The 18,160-nt window shown below is 69.1% G+C and carries 16 protein-coding genes; 12 read left to right on the forward strand and 4 right to left on the reverse strand.

Features of this window, described 5'->3' with window-relative positions; genetic code table 11:
• The first annotated feature begins 5 nt into the window (after positions 1-5).
• Together ilvN and ilvC are read left to right on the forward strand one after the other, a co-directional pair.
• Positions 6-521: an acetolactate synthase small subunit gene (gene ilvN / locus ABD093_RS17480; protein WP_343926257.1), complete on the forward strand. Its 516-nt coding sequence runs from the start codon at positions 6-8 to the stop codon at positions 519-521.
• 144 nt (positions 522-665) lie between these two features.
• Positions 666-1,697: a ketol-acid reductoisomerase gene (gene ilvC / locus ABD093_RS17485; RefSeq protein WP_193116030.1), complete on the forward strand. Its 1,032-nt coding sequence runs from the start codon at positions 666-668 to the stop codon at positions 1,695-1,697.
• Between the two features lie 84 nt (positions 1,698-1,781).
• Here the strand turns inward: ilvC and ABD093_RS17490 are convergent, their stop codons facing one another.
• Entirely contained in the window at positions 1,782-2,573 is a 792-nt protein-coding gene (locus ABD093_RS17490) for an ABC transporter permease (RefSeq protein ID WP_193116029.1), read from the reverse strand.
• Positions 2,570-3,439 carry an ABC transporter ATP-binding protein gene (locus ABD093_RS17495; protein ID WP_193116028.1) on the reverse strand — a complete coding sequence of 290 codons (870 nt, stop codon included), beginning with the start codon at positions 3,437-3,439 and terminating at the stop codon, positions 2,570-2,572. The genes ABD093_RS17490 and ABD093_RS17495 overlap by 4 nt, the downstream gene beginning before the upstream one ends.
• 185 nt (positions 3,440-3,624) lie before the next feature.
• Here ABD093_RS17495 and ABD093_RS17500 point away from each other — a divergent pair, with 185 nt between their 5' ends.
• The 9 genes from ABD093_RS17500 to ABD093_RS17540 all read left to right on the forward strand — a co-directional run bounded on the left by ABD093_RS17500 (position 3,625) and on the right by ABD093_RS17540 (position 13,559).
• Positions 3,625-4,599, forward strand: coding sequence for a TetR/AcrR family transcriptional regulator (locus ABD093_RS17500; RefSeq protein ID WP_343926123.1), 975 nt, complete (start codon positions 3,625-3,627; stop codon positions 4,597-4,599).
• Positions 4,600-4,777: 178 nt separating this feature from the next.
• Entirely contained in the window at positions 4,778-6,385 is a 1,608-nt protein-coding gene (gene serA / locus ABD093_RS17505) for a phosphoglycerate dehydrogenase (protein WP_343926125.1), read from the forward strand.
• 38 nt (positions 6,386-6,423) lie between these two features.
• Positions 6,424-7,503, forward strand: coding sequence for a 3-isopropylmalate dehydrogenase (locus tag ABD093_RS17510; RefSeq protein WP_343926127.1), 1,080 nt, complete (start codon positions 6,424-6,426; stop codon positions 7,501-7,503).
• 39 nt (positions 7,504-7,542) lie between these two features.
• Complete coding sequence (locus ABD093_RS17515; RefSeq protein WP_343926129.1) at positions 7,543-8,634, forward strand: branched-chain amino acid aminotransferase; 1,092 nt, start codon at positions 7,543-7,545, stop codon at positions 8,632-8,634.
• Positions 8,635-8,641: 7 nt separating this feature from the next.
• Positions 8,642-10,282, forward strand: coding sequence for a citramalate synthase (gene cimA, locus ABD093_RS17520; RefSeq protein ID WP_377802495.1), 1,641 nt, complete (start codon positions 8,642-8,644; stop codon positions 10,280-10,282).
• A gap of 49 nt (positions 10,283-10,331) precedes the next feature.
• A complete protein-coding gene (locus ABD093_RS17525) occupies positions 10,332-10,856 on the forward strand; it encodes a glycine cleavage system transcriptional repressor (protein ID WP_193116022.1) in 525 nt (174 codons plus the stop codon).
• Positions 10,857-10,990: 134 nt separating this feature from the next.
• The gene (locus ABD093_RS17530; RefSeq protein WP_193116021.1) at positions 10,991-11,587 is read left to right on the forward strand and encodes a histidine phosphatase family protein; all 597 of its coding nucleotides are present in this window, start codon (positions 10,991-10,993) and stop codon (positions 11,585-11,587) included.
• A gap of 368 nt (positions 11,588-11,955) precedes the next feature.
• The gene (locus tag ABD093_RS17535; RefSeq protein ID WP_319021469.1) at positions 11,956-12,987 is read left to right on the forward strand and encodes a trypsin-like serine peptidase; all 1,032 of its coding nucleotides are present in this window, start codon (positions 11,956-11,958) and stop codon (positions 12,985-12,987) included.
• Positions 12,988-13,172: 185 nt separating this feature from the next.
• Positions 13,173-13,559, forward strand: coding sequence for a hypothetical protein (locus ABD093_RS17540; protein WP_343926134.1), 387 nt, complete (start codon positions 13,173-13,175; stop codon positions 13,557-13,559).
• A 145-nt stretch (positions 13,560-13,704) separates the two neighbouring features.
• On the opposite strand, the gene ABD093_RS17545 is transcribed toward ABD093_RS17540, so the two are convergent.
• Together ABD093_RS17545 and ABD093_RS17550 are read right to left on the reverse strand one after the other, a co-directional pair.
• Positions 13,705-16,263 carry a DEAD/DEAH box helicase gene (locus ABD093_RS17545; protein ID WP_343926136.1) on the reverse strand — a complete coding sequence of 853 codons (2,559 nt, stop codon included), beginning with the start codon at positions 16,261-16,263 and terminating at the stop codon, positions 13,705-13,707.
• 73 nt (positions 16,264-16,336) lie between these two features.
• The gene (locus tag ABD093_RS17550) at positions 16,337-17,302 is read right to left on the reverse strand and encodes a 3-methyladenine DNA glycosylase (RefSeq protein ID WP_343926138.1); all 966 of its coding nucleotides are present in this window, start codon (positions 17,300-17,302) and stop codon (positions 16,337-16,339) included.
• Between the two features lie 281 nt (positions 17,303-17,583).
• Here ABD093_RS17550 and ABD093_RS17555 point away from each other — a divergent pair, with 281 nt between their 5' ends.
• Complete coding sequence (locus tag ABD093_RS17555; protein ID WP_193116017.1) at positions 17,584-18,126, forward strand: DUF2199 domain-containing protein; 543 nt, start codon at positions 17,584-17,586, stop codon at positions 18,124-18,126.
• The last annotated feature ends 34 nt before the right edge of the window (positions 18,127-18,160 follow it).

Below are 18,160 nucleotides of genomic sequence, written 5' to 3' on the forward strand. Positions count from 1 at the left end.
ACGTCATGACGCCCGACAGCCAGACCCTCTCGGTCCTCGTCGAGAACAAGCCCGGCGTGCTCACCCGCGTCTCCGCACTGTTCTCGCGCCGTGGGTACAACATCTCCTCCCTCGCGGTCGGACCGACCGAGCACCCCGAGATCTCCCGGATCACCGTGGTGGTCGACGTGGATCAGCGTCGGCTCGAGCAGATCACCAAGCAGCTCAACAAGCTGGTGAACGTCCTCAAGATCGTCCAGCTCGACGCGCGGCAGACCGTCCAGCGCGAGCTCATCCTCATCAAGGTGACGGCCGACAACGCCACGCGCACCTCGGTGCTGGAGATCGTCCAGATGTTCCGCGCGAAGGTGGTCGATGCGGCCGCCGACTCGGTGACCATCGAGGCCACCGGCACCCAGGACAAGCTCAGCGCGCTGCTGAGCATGCTCGAGTCCTTCGGGGTGCGCGAGATCGTCAAGTCCGGGGCCGTCGCGATCGGACGCGGCGGGCGAGCGATCACCGATCGCAGCCTGCTGAGCTGATCCTCGCCGTCCAGGGCGCCCGACGGTGTCCCGAATACGGAGACGGCCTCTCATAACGTAAGACAACCGGCGATAGGATCGTCCCGTCGCCCGGTGCGTCAGCAAGCAACCGGCACACCGCACACCTACACGAAGGAGCACATCGTGGCTGAGATCTACTACGACGACAACGCCGACCTGTCCATCATCCAGGGCAAGAAGGTCGCCATCATCGGCTTCGGCTCCCAGGGCCACGCCCACGCGCTGAACCTGCGCGACAGCGGCGTCGAGGTCCGCGTGGGCCTCCGTGAGGGCTCGACCTCCCGCGCCAAGGCCGAGGAGCAGGGCCTGGGCACCGGCACCGTCGCCGAGGTCTCCGAGTGGGCCGATCTGATCATGATCCTCACCCCGGACCAGGATCAGCGGAAGGTCTACAGCGAGTCCATCCAGCCGAACCTCACCGAGGGCAAGGCGCTCGCCTTCGCGCACGGCTTCAACATCCGCTTCGGCTACATCGAGGTCCCCGAGGGCGTGGACGTGCTCCTCATCGCCCCGAAGGCCCCGGGTCACACCGTGCGCCGCGAGTACGTCGCCGGCCGCGGCATCCCCGACATCGTCGCCGTCGAGCAGGACGCCACCGGTGGTGCCTGGGATCTCGCGCTGTCCTACGCCAAGGGCATCGGCGGCACCCGCGCCGGAGTCATCAAGACGACCTTCACCGAGGAGACCGAGACGGATCTCTTCGGCGAGCAGGCAGTGCTCTGCGGCGGCATGAGCCACCTCGTGCAGGCGGGCTTCGAGACCCTCGCCGAGGCCGGCTACCAGCCCGAGATCGCCTACTTCGAGGTGCTCCACGAGCTCAAGCTGATCGTCGACCTCATGCACGAGGGCGGCATCGCCAAGCAGCGCTGGTCGATCTCCGACACCGCCGAGTACGGCGACTACGTCTCGGGCCCGCGCGTCGTCACCGGCGAGACCAAGAAGGCCATGAAGGACATCCTGTCCGACATCCAGGACGGCACCTTCGCCCAGCGGTTCATCGACGACCAGGACAAGGGCGCGCCCGAGTTCACGGAGCTCCGCGAGACCGAGGCGAAGCACCAGATCGAGACCGTCGGCCGGGACCTGCGCAAGATGTTCTCCTGGAGCGCTCAGGCGATCGACACGGATTACGTCGAGGGCAGCGCCGCGCGCTGATCCACCCTTCCTCACCGCGACGGCGGGCGCACCCTTCGAGGGTGCGCCCGCCGTCGGCGTGCGGGGGCTGCGCGGCCCGAGGGCTCAACGGTCCTTGCTGCGGGGCAGGGCGAGCGCGATCAGCACCATCGACAGCGCGATGATCCCGCAGCTCCACGCCAGGGAGGCCAGGACGGGTGCCTCGCCGACACCGGTCAGCAAGGCGCGGATGGCCTCCACCAACGGGCCCATCGGCTGGTGGGTCGCGATGGGCTGCAGCCAGCTCGGCATGGTCCCGATCGGCACGAAGGCGCTGGAGAGATAGGGAAGGAACAGCAGGATGAACCCATAGCCGTTGGCCGCCTCCACGCTCCCCGAGGCCAGGCCGATGCACGCGAACAAGGCGGTGATGGCGAGGATCCACACCGCCACGAGTCCCAGGGCGGCGAACCACTCCAGAACGGTGGCGGAGGGGCGGAACCCGATCGCGAGAGCCACGAGGATCACGATCATCGTCGCCACGAGGTTCCGCAGGACGCTGGCGACGACATGGCCTGCCAGCACCGTCGCGGAGATGATCGGCAGGGTCCGGAATCGGCGCATGGCGCCGAGGGTGATGTCCCGGTTCACGGAGATGGCCACCGAGGCTGCGCCGAAACCGGCGCAGGTGAGGATAACGCCGGGCACGACGAAATCCACGTAGCCGTCGGCGATGATCGCGCCGCCGAAGACATAGGTGAACAGCAGCAGCATCATCACCGGCAGGGCGACGGCCATGAGCATCCCCTCGCCGTCGCGGAGGCTGTGGCGCAGGCTGCGGCCGATGAAGACGCCGCTGGAGCGCCACGGCCCCACACCGTGTGCGGAGCTGGGTCGGCTGGGAGCGAGAGAGGTCATGGTGCCACCTCCTGGTGGGTCTGGGTCAGGGCGATGAAGGCGTCGTCCAGGCTGGGGGAGCGCAGAGCGACGTGCAGTTCCTCCTCGTGCGCGTGCAGAGAGGACAGGGCGCGGGCCAGGGAGGCAGCGGTGCCGTCGGTGTCGATCCCGCGCACCTCGATCCCCTCGGAATCGAGCAGTGACAGTCTCTGACCGCCCACGGCGGCGATGAGCTCCTCAGCGGTGCCGTCGGCGACCAGCCGTCCGGCCCGCAGGACGGCGATGCGGTCAGCGAGGGACTCTGCCTCGTCCAGCGTCTGGGTGGTGAGGAAGACCGTCGTTCCCGTCGCGGCCAGGGCTCGGACGTCGTCCCAGACCCGGTTCCTGCTCACAGGGTCGAGCCCGGTGGTGGGCTCGTCGAGGAAGAGCACGGCGGGCCGGGTGAGGAGGGAGGCGGCGAGATCGAGTCGCCGCCGCATGCCGCCGGAGTATGTGGCGACCGGTCGACGCCCCGCGGGTGCGAGGTCGAACTGCTCGAGCAGAGCCTCGGCGCGCCGCGACGCGCCCCGGCCCAGTCCCAGCAGCCTCCCGAGCATCACGAGGTTCTCGCGGCCCGTGAGGAGGTCGTCCAGGGTGGTCTCCTGTCCGGTGGCGGCGAAGAGCCGGCGTGCTTCGCGCGGTGAGGCCAGGATGTCGACGCCCCCGATGCGGGCGCACCCGGAGTCCGGCCGCACCAGGGTGGTGAGGATCGAGACCAGTGTGGTCTTCCCGGCGCCGTTGGGACCGAGCAGGGCGAACACCCCGCCGTCGATCGTGAGGTCGAGGTGGTCCAGGACGGGCTCCCGGTATGACTTGGAGAGTCCGGAGATCTCGAGGGTGCCGTTCATGGGCGTTCCATTCCGTTCGTCGGGGACTCGATGCGCGTGCTTCTGTATGCACAATAAACAGTATGCATTGCACGCAGTGGGTCGGCAAGGGCGCTTCGGAAGGAACTGTGTGTGGCGTACGCTGTCGGGGTGTACGGCGGCGCGGCTCGAGGGGGTGCGTGTCAGGAGTGACCAGGAGGTGGCGCGTGACGCGGCGGCAGCAGTGTCAGGGTGATGAGGGCGTCTCCAGGCTGGTGGCCATGGCGTGGGGTGTCGCGGCCGCTCCGCAGCGCGGCCCCAAGCGGGAGTTGAGTCACGAGCGGATCGTGGACGCCGCGATCGAGATCGCGGACAGCGAGGGTCTGACTGCAGTGACCATGCAGCGAGTGGCGCGAGTCTTCGACTTCACGACCATGGCGCTGTACCGGTACGTCTCCTCGAAGGACGACCTGCACGTTCTGATGCTCGATGCAGCCATCGGCGACAAGGGGTGGGTGATCGACGACGAGGACTGGCGCGCCGGGCTCGAGCAGTGGACGCGCACGATCATGGAGGCCTATCGGCGTCATCCCTGGGCGCTCGACATCCCCCTGGCGAGTGAGACCATGCTCATGCCGGGCCAGGTGCGCGCGGTCGATGCCGGGATGCGCGCCATGCGCACGCTCCCGGGCACCGCGGAGGACAAGCTGGGCGTGCTGATGCTGCTGGCGGTCAATGCGCGGGGCTTCGCGTCGATGAGTCGCGAGATGAACGTGGAGCAGGAGGGCGGCGGCGAGGCTGCCCAGCAGCTGCTTCGCGAGATCGTCACCGAGGGACACTTCCCGGATGCCCGGGACCTCATCGACTCCGGAGCCTATTTCGAGGACCCGGCGACGGGATCGGACTCGACCGGTGGAGACGACGATGTGGAGGTCGCGCTCTCGCTGCTTATGCCCGGTATAGAGCGGGCCTTCGAAGGGGGCGAGGGCGCGAGTGCGCCGTCCCCGCCGACGGAGCCCGCAGGCCCGGCGGCCGCAGCCCTCGTGGAGGCCGAGAACGAACTGGTGTCGATCATCGCGCTGCGTCAGGCCACGCAGCGCCGCGCACAGGAGCTCGAGAAGCGCGAAGGGCGCCTTCGAGCGAAGAGGGATCGGGCGAAGGTGCTCGCGAAGGAGGCGGCGAAGAGAGCGGCGAAGGAGTGAATGGCGTCACCGCGCGCGGGGGCCGTGCCACCCGGGGGTGTCGACGGACGACTGCGGACCACGACGTCCTGTCTCGAATCTTGGCTAGTGTGACCGTATGGCGGACACCGCCGTATTCTTTCTGTGGCCTCGGAGACAGCTTCTCCGAGTGCCGCCACCCGACCCGGAGGTACATCCCGTGACGCGTCCCGTCGTGCTCTTCGCCGAAGAACTCTCGCCCGCAACTATCGAGGTCTTCGGCAATGACGCCGATGTCCGCCATGTCGACGGCACCGATCGTGCCGCTCTGCTCTCCGCCGTCGCCGAGGCCGACGCGATCCTGGTGCGCTCCGCGACCCAGGTCGACGCCGAGGTCTTCGCCGCCTCGAAGACCCTGAAAGTCGTCGCCCGCGCGGGCGTGGGCCTGGACAACGTCGACGTGCCGTCCGCCACCGCGGCCGGAGTCATGGTCATCAACGCCCCGACCTCGAACATCACCTCAGCGGCCGAGCTCGCGGTGACGCTGATCCTGGCCTCGCTGCGTAACCTCGCACGGGCCGATGCGTCGGTGAAGGCGGCCCGCTGGGAGCGCAAGCAGCTCACCGGTGTCGAGCTGCTCGGCAAGACCGTCGGCGTCGTCGGTTTCGGTCGCATCGGCCAGCTGGTGGCCGAGCGCCTGCGCCCCTTCGGCGTGAACCTCCTGGCCTACGACCCCTACGTGAACCACGCCCGCGCCGCCGAGCTCGGTGCTCGCGTGGTCGAGCTCGACGAGCTCATGCGTGAGGCCGACATCGTCACCGTGCACATGCCCAAGACCCCGGAGACCACGGGCCTGATCGGCGCCGAGCAGTTCGCGCTCGCCAAGCCGAACCTGCACATCGTCAACGCCGCCCGCGGCGGGCTGATCGACGAGGACGCCCTGTACGAGGCGCTCAGCAGCGGGCGGATCGCCGGTGCCGGCCTGGACGTCTACACCTCCGAGCCCCCGGCGAAGTCCGACACCGCGAAGCGTCTGCTCGAGCTCGACAACATCACCCTGACCCCGCACCTCGGCGCGTCCACCGCGGAGGCCCAGGAGAAGGCGGGCATCGCCGTGGCCCGTTCCGTGCGCCTCGCGCTGGCCGGTGAGCTCGTGCCGGATGCCGTGAACGTCGCCGGCGGGGCGATCGACGACCTGGTGCGCCCCGGCGTCGCCCTCGCCGACCGCCTCGGCCAGCTGTTCACCGCCCTCGCCGGCGAGATGCCCGAGCTGCTCGACATCGAGGTCCACGGCGAGATCGGATCGCGCGATGTCACCGCGCTCAAGCTCTCCGCCCTGCGCGGACTCTTCCGCAGCGTGGTCACCGAGCAGGTCAGCTACGTCAACGCCCCGGTCCTCGCCGAGGAGCGCGGCATCACCGTGCAGCTCGTGACCGATGAGTCCGCCGAGCGCTTCCGCAACGTCGTCACCCTGCGCGGCACGCTGCGCAGCGGCGAGGTCGTCTCCGTCTCCGGGACGCTCAGCGGCGTCGATCAGGAGCACAAGCTCACCGAGGTCGCCGGCCACGCGCTGGAGGTCCCGCTGAGCGACCATCTGCTGATCATCCGATACCAGGACGGCCCGGGACTCATCGGCCAGTACGGCGTCCGTCTGGGCGAGGCCGGCGTGAACATCGCCGGGATGCAGGTCTCACGTGCCGGGAACGAGCGTGGCGCCGAGGCTCTCGTGGTCCTGGACCTCGACGAGTCCATCGACCGCGACTTCGCCGAGGAGCTCGGCGCGAGCATCGGCGCACACTCGATCCACGCCGTCGACCTCGTCTACTGATCCCTCCTCGCCCCTGAACGCAGAACCGGAGCATCGTCATGAGCACCACCAGCGCACCCGCCTCGTCGTCCGTCCTCAAGCTCGCCGTCATCGAAGGTGACGGCATCGGCAAGGAGGTCGTCCCCCAGGGCCTGCGCGCCCTGCGGGCGGCGCTCGAACCCGCCGATGTCACCGTCGAGACCACGGACTTCGATCTCGGGGCGGGCCGCTGGCACCGCACGGGGGAGACCCTGACCGACGAGGACATGGAGCGACTCGCCGAGCACGACGCCATCCTGCTCGGCGCCGTGGGCGACCCCGATGTGCCCTCCGGCGTGCTCGAGCGAGGCCTGCTCCTGAAGCTCCGCTTCGGCTTCGACCACTACGTCAACCTGCGCCCCACCAAGCTGCTGCCCGGGGTGGCCTCGCCGCTCAAGGATCCCGGTGACATGGACTTCCTCGTGGTCCGCGAGGGCACCGAGGGCCCGTACGTGGGCAACGGCGGCTCGATGCGCACGGGGACCCCGTTGGAGGTCGCGACGGAGGTCTCGCTGAACACCGCCGTCGGCGTCGAGCGCGTTGTCCGCTATGCCTTCGAGCAGGCCGAGGCGCGCCGGAAGAAGCTGACGCTCGTGCACAAGCACAACGTGCTGGTCCATGCCGGCCACCTGTGGCGTCGGATCGTCGAGGAGGTCGGGGCGGAGCATCCTGACGTCGCCGTCGACTACGCGCATGTGGATGCCGCGATGATCTACCTCGCGACCGATCCGGGCCGCTTCGACGTCATCGTCACCGACAACCTCTTCGGGGACATCGTCACCGACCTGGCCGCCGCCGTGGGCGGCGGCATCGGGCTGGCCGCGAGCGGCAACCTGAACCCGACCGGTGCCTACCCCTCCATGTTCGAGCCCGTCCATGGCTCCGCGCCGGACATCGCCGGGCAGAACCTGGCGGACCCCACGGCCACCGTGCTCTCGGTCGCCCTGCTCCTGGACCACCTCGGTCACGTCGAACCCGCCGCGGCCGTTCGCGCCGCCGTGGAGACGGACCTCGCGTCCCGCTCGGAGTCCGAGCAGCTCGCCCGCCGGGGCACCACGGAGATCGGCGACGCCCTGGTCGCCGCGATCTCCGGTCGCTGACACACTGACCCTGCCCCTATCTGCTCGGAGGAGAACCTCATGACCGCGCTCGTCTTCACCCAGACCGACCGGACTCGTCGCATCGGCGACGAGGAGCGCGCTCGAATTCTCGCCGAGCCCGGTTTCGGCCAGCACTACACCGACTTCATGGCACATGCGACATGGCGCCTGGACGAGGGCTGGGGCGGCGCCGAGGTCATCCCCTTCGGCCCGCTGACGATGTCGCCCGCCTCCGCTGTCCTGCATTACGGGCAGGAGATCTTCGAGGGCCTCAAGGCGTTCCGGCACGCCGACGGCTCGGTGTGGACCTTCCGTCCCGAGCGCAATGCCGAGCGCCTGCAGCGCTCCGCGCGTCGTCTGGCCCTGCCCGAGCTGTCGGTCGAGGATTTCCTCAGCTCCCTCCGGGCCGCGGTCGCGGCGGACGAGCACTGGGTGCCGGAGGCGACCAGCGAGGAATCGCTGTACCTGCGCCCCTTCATGTTCGCGAGCGAGGAGTTCCTCGGCGTGCGGGCCTCCCACAAGGTCGAGTACTACGTGATCTCCTCCCCGGCCGGCCCGTACTTCCCGCGCGGCGTGCAGCCGCTGGTCGTGTGGATCACGGACGAGTACGCCCGGGCGGGAGCTGGCGGCACCGGCGCGGCCAAGTGCGGCGGCAACTACGCCTCTTCGCTGCTCGGCAAGGACGAGGCGGCCCAGCACGGAGCCGACGAGGTGCTCTTCCTGGATTCCGAGACCCACACCAGCATCGACGAGCTCTCCGGCATGAACGTCTTCGCGATCACGACGGACGGCCGCCTGCTCACCCCGGCGCTGACGGGCTCGATCCTCGAGGGCGTCACCCGCGAGTCGATCCTGCAGCTGGCGCGTGATCGAGGGCTCGAGCCCGTCGAGCAGCGTCTGGTGATGAGCGATCTGCTCGAGCAGGTCACCTCCGGGGAGATCACCGAGATGTTCGCCTGCGGGACGGCGGCGGTCATCAACCCGATCGGCGAGTTCCGTGCCCACGGCGGCACCTGGACCGTGGCCGACGGCGGATCCGGCGAGACCACGCTGGCCCTCCGTCAGGAGCTGACCGACATCCAGTACGGGCGGACCCCGGACCGTCACGGCTGGCTCACCCGACTTGTCTGAGGCCACGATGAGCACTATGCGCACTGCGCCGGATCAGGCGGTCCAGCCGATCCCCGCGTTCCACGTCTACGACACCACGCTGCGCGACGGCTCCCAGCAGGAGGGCCTGACGCTCTCGGTGGCCGACAAGCTGGCGGTCGCCCGGCTGCTCGACGAGCTCGGGGTGACCTATATAGAGGGCGGCTGGCCCGGTGCGATCCCGCGAGACACCGAGTTCTTCGCCCGCGCAGCGGGCGAGCTCACGTTGAGCACGGCGCGACTGGCGGCCTTCGGGGCCACCCGCAAGGCGGGCGTCGCGGTGGCCGAGGACGCCCAGGTCGCCGCCCTCGTCGACTCCGGGGCACCCACGATCACCCTGGTCGCGAAGTCCGACCTGCGGCACGTCCTCGGCGCACTGCGGACCACAGGCGAGGAGAACCTCGCCATGGTGCGGGACACCGTCGGCCACCTGGTAGGGCTCGGACGCGAGGTCTTCGTCGACGCCGAGCACTTCTTCGACGGCTTCCTCGATGACGCGGAGTACACGACCTCCATGGTCGTGGCCGCCTACAAGGCCGGCGCCGAGGTGGTCGTGCTGTGCGACACCAACGGTGGGATGCTCCCGCATCAGATCACCGAGATCATCGAGGACCTGCGCGGTCGTCTCGCCGCCGCCGGGCAGGCGGAGGCACGGCTGGGCGTGCACACCCACAACGACTCGGGCTGTGCGGTGGCGAACGCCCTGACCTCCGTACGGTCCGGCATCACCCACATCCAGGGCTGCGTGAACGGCTATGGCGAACGCACCGGCAACGCCGACCTGCTCACCCTGGTCGCGGACCTGCAGCTGAAGATGGGGATGGAGCTGATCCCGGAGGACGTCTTCGCCGAGACCACGCGCATCGCCCATGCGATCGGCGAGATCGTGAACATGCCGGTCACCCCGCGCGCGCCCTACGTCGGCGCGAGCGCCTTCGCCCACAAGGCGGGCCTGCACGCGAGCGCGATCCGGGTGAACCCCGACCTCTATCAGCACATCGATCCGCGCGAGATCGGCAACGACATGCGCATGATCATCTCCGATATGGCGGGCCGGGCCTCGATCGAGCTCAAGGGTCGCGAGCTGGGCTTCGACCTGGCCGGCGATCCAGATCTCCTGTCGCGCCTGGCCACGACCGTGAAGCAGCGCGAGGCGGTGGGCTACTCCTATGAGGCGGCCGATGCCTCCTTCGAGCTGCTGCTGCTGGATCAGCTCGACCAGGCACCCTCCTACGTGCAGGTCGAGTCCTGGCGAGCGACCTCCCAGCAGGGACGCGACGGCATCCTCGAGACCGAGGCCACCGTGAAGCTCGTGGACGCGAACCACGGCGAGGGGGAGCGGAAGGTCGCGATCGCCGAGGGCAACGGCCCGGTCAACGCGCTCGACCTCGCGCTGCGAGCGGCGCTGCGGGAGCGGTTCCCGATGGTCGACGAGTTCGAGCTCCAGGACTTCAAGGTCCGCATCCTCGACTCCCACCACGGGACCGACGCGACCACCCGTGTGCTCGTGCGCACGGCGGGCAGAGGCCTGGAGTTCCAGACCGTCGGCGTCGGCCCGAACATCATCGAGGCCACCTGGGAGGCGGTCTTCGACGCCTACATGTACGGGCTCTACAAATCGGGCATCTGATCCGCCGATACATCTCGTCGGCCACGGCACGACGGGCTAGCCTGAGGCCATGACGACCTACGTGCTCACAGCCATCGGAGACGACCGCCCCGGCCTCGTCGCCGCCCTTGCCGCCGCCGTGGACGAGAACGGCGGGAACTGGGTCGACAGCCAGCTGGCGCTCCTCGCCGGGAAGTTCGCCGGCATCGTCCAGGTAGACGTTCCCGAGGGGAACGTCGGGGCCTTCCTCGAGGCGCTCCCGGTCCTGGCGGAAGAGGTCGGCCTGGAGGTCGAGGCGAACGTCGCGGGCGCTGGCGCCGGGTCGCCGACAGGGGAGTCCCTGCGGCTGCACCTGCTCGGTCAGGACCGCACCGGGATGGTCCGGGAGGTCACTTCGGCTCTCACCTCACAGGGGGCGACGATCGACGGCCTGCGCAGCTGGACCCGCGAGGCGCCCGAGGGCGGCGGCATGCTCTTCGAGGCGGAGGCCGAGGTGCGCCTCGCCGCCGGCGCGGACGACGACGGGATCCGCGAGGCGCTCGAGCAGATCGCCGCAGAGCTCATGGTGGACCTGGAGCTCGACGCGACCGACTGACCGGACGGGCCGGCGTGGCGGACTGCCGCAGTCCGGGCTCCGCCGTGCTGCCCGAACAGGCCTACCGGATGGTCGACGACGTCACGACCGCGTGACCTCCGGGGAGGGCGAGCGGGTTTGATAGGTTCCCGCGCATGCAACGCATCCTTCTGGTCCGACATGGTGACGCCGCCGGTGATGACTCCGCCGATCCTGCCCTGAGCGCTACGGGCCAAGCACAGATGACCGCTCTCGCCGAGCGTCTGCGGGCGGAGCCGATGCAGTCCCTCCTGCACGGTCCACGCCGTCGTGCCCGGCAGAGCGCCGAGATCCTCGGCGAGGCGGTCGGCCTCGACCCGGAGCCGACGGAGCTACTCGAGGACCTCACCCCGCATCCGTCGCCTGAGCACTGGGACGACTACTCGCGCGGCCGCTGGGACTGGCTGCACGAGACGCCTGTCGAGGAGCGGGACGAGGACGCGGTGTCGCTGGACGCGGCATGGGCCCGTCTGACCAAGCGGGCAGAGTCCGGGGCGCATGAGCAGTCCAAGACGCTGATCTGCGTGACGCATGCCTTCGTCATCGGCTCCTTCGTGCGCAACGTGCTCGGCGCGCCGGCCGATGCCTGGCTCCGCCTCCCGGTCGCGAATGCGGGCCTGACGGACCTGCGACGTCGCCCGAGCGGCGAGTGGGCGGTGCACTCTATGAGCGACGTCGGTCATCTTGTCGGCCTGGCCGGAACGAGCTCATGACGGTGCGCAGATCTCAGGACCCTTCCGCTCAGGAGCACGATGAGAACGCCTCCTCGGCGGCGGAGCATTGGACCCCGAAGCGGCGCGAGGCAGCGATCCCGGCCAGTCGGGAGCGCGCTCTTCCCACCGAGTCTTCGACCGCTGAAGAGGACGTCGAGGACGACCTGGGCAGCGGGTCCTCGGGGTCCGGGACACGCGGGGGCAGATGCGGGGACGGGGTCGCAGGTCAGGCTCTCGACCGGTGCACCCAGAAGTGACCGTGCGGTCATCTGATTTTCCAGAATGGCTGTGTGAAGGGAGTCACAGCGTCTAGGGTGGCGCCGCGGCCTCCGCGAGGCCGCCCGTTTCCCCTCCGAAAGGACCCCACGGTGTTCCATCCCCAGGACCTCCATGACTCCCCTCCCATCCTCTCCGCGCACCTCGGACTCTGCGCTCGCACGGCAGGAGGGATCGCCTTCACGGCGGCGCTGCTGCTGGGCGGCGCCGGCGTCGCCGCGGCCGATCCACTCGGCGACGACTCTCTGGAGTCCACGAACCTCACGGAGTCCAAGCAGGACGACGCCGTCGGCTACTGGACCGCCGACCGGATGGAAGCCGCGACTCCCGCGGACGAACTGGTCGAAGGGAGCGACGTCCCGGACGGCCAGGTCGAATCCTCTGGGACCGTCACCATCCCCTCAGTCGAGGGAGGTGCGCGCCCTGACGCGGCTCCGCAGGAGCAAACCGCCGCTGCAGAGGGCGAGCAGACCACCGCGGCCGTGGGAACCGACCACGTCGGCAAGGTGTTCTTCACCGTCGGAGGGCAGGACTACGTGTGCTCGGGCAACTCCGTCGCCTCCGCGAACGGCTCGACGGTCTCCACGGCCGGGCACTGCGTGAACGACGCGGGGACCTGGGCGAGCAACTGGGTCTTCGCACCCGGCTACGACCACGGCGAGACCCCGTATGGCCTGTGGAGCGCCTCGGACCTCTTCTCCACCGACCAGTGGGTCTCCAGCGAGGACATGAACTACGACATCGCGTTCGCCGTCGTGGAGCCGGAGAGCGGGACCGCCGTCCTCAGCGACATGGTGGGCGGATCCGGGCTGGAGTTCAACACGGCGCGCGGGGCCCTGTACACGTCCTTCGGCTACCCGGCCGCCACGCCGTTCGACGGTGAATCCCTCGAGCAGTGTCAGGGCACGGGGTCCGATGACACCCTCGGAGGCACGGACGATCAGGCCATCGACTGCGATATGACCGGTGGCTCCTCCGGCGGCCCCTGGTTCGCGGGCGACGGGCCCTCGGGTCCGCAGATCTCGGTGAACAGCTTCGGGTACACCTCGCAGCCCGGCGTCATGTACGGCCCGTACCTCGGTGATGTGGCGGAGCAGGTCTATCAGGAGGCAGCGGCCTCCTGATCCGGCCTCCGCACGGGATCATCCCGTCCGCTGCTGTACACCAGCGGCCAGCACGAGGCCGGCGTCCGAGAGGGCACCGGCCTCGCGCAGGTCTCGACGTCGCGCACGGCGAGTGACTGTGGCCGGCGTCTGGAGCCGACGGCCCGTTCCGAGCGGCGTGAGAAGGACGAGGACTGTTGTGAATCGTGGCACACACGTACTATGTGCTGTATCGGCATCTCCGCCGCTTCCTCTCAGCCCTCCGAAAGGTCGTCATCGTGCGCCACGTTCAGGACGTCCACGCCAAGAATTCTTCAGCAGTCTCCTGGAAGTCACGGTGCTTCCGGATGGTCGGTGGAGCCGCTCTGGCTGGAGCCCTCACCGTTGCAGGCATCGGTCTCTCCTCCGCCCTCGTGACGAGCTCGCAGGGCATCCAGGGGAACCCCCAGGCGATCCAGGGGAACCCGCAGTTCTCCCTGCTGATCCAGGGCAACCCGCAGGCGATCCAGGGCAACCCGCAGGCGATCCAGGGCAACCCGCAGGCCATTCAGGGCAACCCGCAGGCGATCCAGGGGAACCCGCAGGCCCTCTGAGCGCGACGTCACCCATGACGGGGCCGGTACTCGACGAGTACCGGCCCCGTCGTCGTTCGTGGTCTCCTGCGCGCAGCCCGCCCTGCCTTGGCCGAGAGTGTCGGCAGAACGGGGGCGGCTGCGTAGAGCCGTGCACCGGAAGTGCTCAGCGGTCAGCGATGTCGCCGACGTGGGTGATGGCGAGCACCGGCTCCCCGGCCTCGTCGGTCGCCTCGAGATCGAGCTCCGCCTCGATCGCCCAGTCGTGGTTGCGGTCGGGGTCGTCGAGCACCTGACGGATCCGCCAGACCTTCGACTCCTCGGTGATCTGCAGGAGCTGCGGCGAGCGGGCCGCCCCATCGATGCCCACGTGATCGTAGGTGTCGTAGTAGGCATCCATGGCCTCGGCCCAGCGCGGGCGATCCCAGCCCTCCTCGCCGTCGAGCTCGCCGAGCCGCTGCTCCCGTTCGAAAGCGAAATGCTCGACCCGCTGCCACATGGCAGCACGGATCATCGTGCGCAGCACCTTGGTCTGGGACGAGAGGCCCCTCGGCGAGGTGGGACGCAGCTCGCTGGCGGCGTCCGCGTCGGCGTCCTCCGGATGCGAGAGCGCCTCCCACTCGTCCAGCAGGGACGAATCGATGCCGCGCACGAGCACCCCGAGCCATTCGATGAGGTCCTCGAGCTCCTCCGTGCGGAGGTCCTGGGGGAGGGTGCGGCGCATCGCCTGGTAGGCATCGGAGAGATAGCGCAGCACGATGCCCTCGGAGCGCTGCAGGCCGTAGCGCTGGACGAACTCGCTGAACGTCTGGCCGGTCTCGTGGATCTCGCGCACCACGGATTTGGGGGAGAGCTCATCGGGACGCACCCAGGGGCGGGTCCTCGCGTAGATCTCCAAGGCCGCCTCGAGGTCCTCCTCGAGCGGCTTCGGCCAGGTGACCTCGTCCAGCTGGGCCATCCGCTCGGTGTACTCGACACCGTCGGCCTTCAGCTCCGCGAGCAGCTCGCCCTTGGCGGCGTTCTGCTGCGCCAGCAGGATCTGACGGGGATCCTCGAGAATCGCCTCGATGATCGAGACGGTGTCCATCGTCAAGGAATCGGAGTCCTCGTCGAGCGTGTCGATCATCGCGATCGCGAAGGGGGCCAGGGGCTGGTTCATGGTGAAGTCCAGCTGGAGGTCCTCGACCAGGGCGATGCGTCGGCCCAGATGATCGGGTTCGTCGAGCACCTCGATGATCTCGGCATCGCGCAGCCCGCGGAACAGTTCGACAGCGTCCTTGACCAGCTTCAGCTGCTGCGACCGGGTCTGATGACTGGTCATGATCAGGTGACGGCCCGAGGCGATCGCGTCGCCGGGCCGGGAGATGAGCGCGAGCACCATGCCGGCCGTGATCTTCAGATGAGGTCGCAGCGGCTCCGGGGCGTTCTCGACCAGCTTCGTCATATTCGACTCGGACCACGAGATCGCACCCTCGGGGATCCGAGGCTTGGGTTCCTTCTTGCGCTTCTTCGCGTTGTTGGAGACCTTTCCGGCCTCCTCGCGGGCGCGCACCTTGGCGCGCTCCCGCTCGAACTCGATGGTCCAGGTGGGCGCCTGCACGACGACATGGCCGATGGTGTCGTAACCGGCGCGGCCGGCCCGCCCGGCGATCTGGTGGAACTCGCGGGCGTTGAGCAGGCGCATGCGCTTGCCGTCGAACTTCGCCAGCCCCGTCAGCAGCACCGTGCGGATCGGGACGTTGATGCCGACGCCGAGCGTGTCGGTGCCGCAGATGATCTTCAGCAGACCGGACTGGGCGAGCTTCTCGACCAGGCGTCGGTACTTCGGGAGCATGCCGGCGTGATGGACGCCGATGCCCTCGCGCACCAGCTTGGACAGGATCTGCCCGAAGCCCTTCGAGAAGCGGAAATCGCCGATGATCTCCCGGATCTGCTGCTTCTCGTCCGGTGAGAGCACCTTCTCTCCGAGGAGGGCCTGCGCCTGTTCGAGGGCATCCTTCTGCGTGAAGTGGACGATGTAGACGGGGGCGTCGCGGTCCTGGAGGATCGTGGCGATGGTGTCCGGCAGCGGTTCGAGCGACCACCGGAAGTCCAGCGGCACCGGCCGCGGGGCGTCGTCGATGACGGTGACATCACGGTCGGTGCGCTCCTCGAGATCCTCGCTGAAGCGGGAGACGTCGCCGAGCGTCGCGCTCATCAGCACGAACTGGCAGTCGGGGAGCTCCACCAGGGGCACCTGCCAGGCCCAGCCGCGCTGGGGATCCCCGTAGTAGTGGAACTCGTCCATCACGGCGAGGCCGACGTCGCTGCCCGGGCCGTCGCGCAGGGCGTGATTGGCGAAGATCTCGGCGGTGCAGACGATGATCGGCGCATCGTGGTTCACGCTGGAATCGCCCGTCATCATACCCACGTTGTCCGCGCCGAACTGCGCCACGAGATCGAAGAACTTCTCGCTGACCAGCGCCTTGATCGGAGCTGTGTAGTACGAGCGCTCCCCGCGGGCCATCGCGGCGAAGAGCGCCGCGTAGGCGATCGTGGTCTTGCCCGAGCCGGTCGGGGTCGCGGCGATCACGTGGTCCCCGGCGGCGATGGCCAGCAGCGCCTCCTCCTGGTGCGGATACAGCGTGCGCCCCACGGACTCCTGGGCATCCATGAACCCGTCGACGATCGCGTCCTGTCCGGCAGTGGAGCGGGTCTCGGGCAGGAACGACGTCAGGATCGGCATGGCCCCAGTCTGCCAGGGTGCCCGGACCGTACCGAACTCCCCGCGCAGGGCACCGATCATGCGATCTCGCCGATCACGCGGTCGCCGGGGGCAGCTTCTCCAGGATCCGGGTGCGCAACAGATCCGCCTGGTCGGCGAGGGCCCGCTGGCGTCGGACGTACTCGGCCTTGCCGGCGGCCGTCTCGATCGGCACCACGCCGTAGCCGAGCGGGCGCACGTCGTAGGGGCTCGCCTCCATGTCCAGCACCCGGGTCTCCCGAGCGTGCTCGAAGCAATCCAGCACCAGATCCGACGGCAGCAGCGGCGTGAGCTTCACAGCCCATTTGTAAAGGTCCATCCCCACGTGCAGGCAGGCGGGATTGTCGAGCTCGACCTGCGTGCCGCGGGTGGGCTGGAGGACGTTGCGGGGCGTGGACGTGGGGGTGAAGAACCGGAACGCGTCGATGTGCGAGCACACCAGGTTCTCCCGCTCCACGACCTGATCGGTCTCGGCGGAGCTCAGGCGCAGCGGCAGATCCTCATGGCGCTGCGCGCCCTCGGGCACCCGGTGCACCATCGCCCACTCGTGCAGTCCGAAACATCCGAACTGCGGCCGACGACGGGCGAGCGACGAGGAGGAGAGCAGCCGTGTGATGAAGGCGAGGGCATCGGCGCGGTCGCTGAGATAGCGCGCGACATCCGCGCGACGCTGCCGCCCGTCCGCCGAGGTGGGATCGGGCGTGGAGTCGACGTACCAGGAGCGGCTCCCGGCCTCATCGACGTCGGCGATCACGGGATCCCCGTGCGCGTCGAGGTCGGCGGACCGGGCATAGGCCACGTCCCAGCCCGGATGCCAGCGACGCAGCCTGGCGGGTGAGAAGGGGTAGTAGGTGAACAGGAAGTCCTCGACCGGGTGCTTCTGACCGGCCTGTCTGCGCGCACGGTGCGCGGCCGTCAGGGCATCTGCTCGACTCTCATGGGCGAGACGTGCTTCCTGCGCCTGGGCCGCGGAGAGGAACCGTGCGGGTGCGGCGACGGTCGGAGTGCTCTGTGTGTTCATCCCGTGCGCCCCTCCTCGTCGTTCCCGTGCGGTCCCGGCGTCCGGTGAGCATCCCGCCCGTCCCGTTCTACGGACAAGCCCCGTCCGCTGGTCCCTCACCTGCTCGTCGGCGTCCTGCACGTGCCGGTCCGTGCCATCGTACGAGGCCCCCGCTCTCCGTTCCTCCCCAGAGTGTCTGCGTCCACACCCTGCACCCGCTCCCGACGACGGATGTCCTTCTCTCCCTACGGTCAGCTCACGAGGGATCGCGACGGACCGCGACCGGATGAGGAGCATCAGGGATGACCGGCATCAACTACGACTGCGCGCACTGCGGGGAGCACCACGACGGCACGGACGGCTCGGTGGAGAGCCCGTGGCCCGCACTCGGCTTCCGCCGTCCGGATCCCTATCTGGAGCTCGACACCCACTCCCGGAGATTCCACGCTTTGGCGAACAACGACCTGTGCCTCATCGACCGGGCCCGCGGCGCCGACTGCTTCCTGCGTGCGATCCTCCCGATCCCGATCACAGGGGAGGAGGCCACGCTCGAGTACGGGCCCTGGGTCCAGATCAGCAGGATCTGCTACGACGACTACGTCGACCACTACGACGATCCCGACCATCGTGAGGACTATGCCGGGCAGCTGGCCACCGCGATCCCGGGGTACTCCGGCACGCTCTCCGTGCCGGTGCAGGTCTGCACGCGCGGCAGCCAGCGCCCGCTGCTCGTGCCGGACTCGACCTTCGGGCACCAGCTCGTGCGCGATTTCTACGAGGGGATCGCCCGCACAGAGGCCGAGCTGCGCATCCGGTCGATGCTGCTGCCGGCGGCGGACCTGTGACCGTGTGTCGAGCCACGAGCTGCTGGCTGCGATC

It is taken from the genome of Brachybacterium tyrofermentans, from assembly GCF_039526165.1.
Classification (GTDB): domain Bacteria; phylum Actinomycetota; class Actinomycetes; order Actinomycetales; family Dermabacteraceae; genus Brachybacterium; species Brachybacterium tyrofermentans.